Origin of the sequence: Mesorhizobium sp. M1A.F.Ca.IN.020.06.1.1 (assembly GCF_004023265.1) — a bacterium.
Taxonomy (GTDB): Bacteria; Pseudomonadota; Alphaproteobacteria; order Rhizobiales; family Rhizobiaceae; genus Mesorhizobium.
Genome location: NZ_RZSR01001056.1, coordinates 1 through 1,946, shown reverse-complemented (window position 1 = coordinate 1,946; position 1,946 = coordinate 1). Strand labels below are relative to the sequence as shown.

Below are 1,946 nucleotides of genomic sequence, written 5' to 3'. Positions count from 1 at the left end.
TCAGAACACGGCGTAAGCGCGAACGGCATGGCTATGAGGCCGAGCCCTTCCCGCTGTTCGTCGTCAAGACGCTGGTCGGCAGCGCGCTGGCGCTGTTCCTGGTCTTCCAGTTCGCCAGCTACAGGGGCCTGCCGGTGGTGCTTCTGGTGATGGGCGTGCTGATCTCGCTGTTCGTCTTCGTCACCAAGCGCATGACCATCGGCCGCCGCATCTATGCGATGGGCGGCAACGCCAAGGCGGCGCAGCTGTCGGGCATCAACACCGAAAGGCTGACGCTGCTCGTCTTCATCAACATGGGCGTGCTGTCGGCGCTCGGCGGCCTGATCATCGCCGCTCGCCTCGGCCAGGCCGTCCCGGCCGCCGGTCTGGGCAGCGAGCTCGACGTGATCGCCGCGGTCTTCATCGGGGGCGCCTCGGCGATGGGCGGTGTCGGACAGGTCATCGGCGCCGTGGTCGGCGGCTTCATCATGGGCGTGATGAACAACGGCATGTCGATCATGGGCGTCAATGTCGACTGGCAGCAGGTGGTCAAAGGCCTGGTGCTGCTCGGTGCCGTCATCTTCGACGTCTACAACAAGAACAAGGCGTAGAGGCCGGAGGCAAGGACTAAGGAGGCATACGGGTTCTAGATCGCGAAGCTGCCGGCAACCCGTCGGCGCGAAGAAGTCCTGGAAGGACCAGGCTCGCGAGTGCAATCCGGACGAAGAGTTTCAACCGTGGCGCGGATCGGTTCCGGGCTGCGCCGGTCAGGGCTTGCCAATCGGCAGCCGGGCCAAGGCAAAAGAGAGAGGGTTCATCATGCTGATTTCCCAGATCCTCGATGACGCCGAGACGATCCGCGTCGTTGCCCGCAGCGGCGGCAAGACCCGGATCATCAACGGCGCGCGCAGCGTCTATTCGCTGGCGATGGAGGCAGCCCGCACCGGCACCGGGCTCGAGGCGCTGATCGAGCGCAAGGGCTATGGCGAGACGGTCGACCTCGACGCCGTCTACAAGAAGGGACGCCTGGTGTCGCCGATCAACCATCCCGACCCCGCGCATCTCCACCTTACCGGCACCGGGCTTACACATCTCGGCTCCGCCGCGACACGCGATTCCATGCACAAGAAGCTCAGCGACGGCGAGGAGCAGCTCACCGATTCCATGAAGATGTTCCGCATGGGGCTGGAGGGCGGCAAGCCGGCCAAGGGCGAGATCGGCGTGCAGCCGGAATGGTTCTACAAGGGCAACGGCACCATGGCGGTGGCGCCCGGTGCCGCGCTGATGTCGCCGGCCTTCGCGCAAGACGCCGGCGAGGAGCCGGAGATCGCCGGCATCTATGTCATCGGCGACGACGGCGCGCCGTTCCGCGTCGGCTTCACGCTGTCCAACGAGTTTTCCGACCATGTGACCGAGCGCGTGAACTACCTGTTCCTCGCCCATTCCAAGCTGCGCAACGCCTCGTTCGGACCGGAAATCCTGATCGGCGAGCTGCCCGCCGACATAAGGGGCTCTTCACGAATCTGGCGCGACGGCAAAGTGCTTTGGGAAAAGCCGTTCCTGTCCGGCGAGGCGAACATGTCGCACACCATCGCCAATCTCGAGCATCACCATTTCAAATATTCAGCCTTCCGCCAGCCGGGCGACGTGCATGTGCACATGTTCGGCACCGCCACACTCTCGTTCGCAGACGGCGTCAGGACCGAGGAAGGCGACACGTTCGAGATCGAGGCCAAGGATTTCGGCCTGCCGCTGCGCAACCCGCTCGAGATCGAGAAGCCAGTGAAGGTGGCGGTGAAGGCGCTGTGAGGTTAGAGCGTGATCTCCCCCACGAGGGGGGAGATTGGCAGCTTCAACCTCAATAAATATCGAAATCGAAATACTTCGATTGGATCTTCTTGTAGGTGCCGTCGGCAACAATGGCGTCGATTGCCGCGTTGAGGCGGTCGCGCAGGGCGGCGTCCTCC

General features: G+C 63.8%; 2 protein-coding genes and 1 pseudogene. 2 read left to right on the top strand and 1 reads right to left on the bottom strand.

Annotated features, from left to right (window positions below; all coding sequences use genetic code 11):
* Both EOA60_RS30850 and araD1 read left to right on the top strand, forming a co-directional pair.
* Positions 1–590, top strand: a pseudogene (locus tag EOA60_RS30850) (sugar ABC transporter permease); the annotation flags it as partial.
* A 208-nt stretch (positions 591–798) separates the two neighbouring features.
* Positions 799–1,788, top strand: a complete 990-nt coding sequence (araD1, locus tag EOA60_RS30845; protein WP_066996775.1) for an AraD1 family protein — start codon at positions 799–801, stop codon at positions 1,786–1,788.
* A gap of 49 nt (positions 1,789–1,837) precedes the next feature.
* On the opposite strand, the gene EOA60_RS30840 is transcribed toward araD1, so the two are convergent.
* Positions 1,838–1,946: transporter substrate-binding domain-containing protein (locus tag EOA60_RS30840; RefSeq protein WP_128312463.1), on the bottom strand; the 109-nt coding region annotated here is incomplete at its 5' end.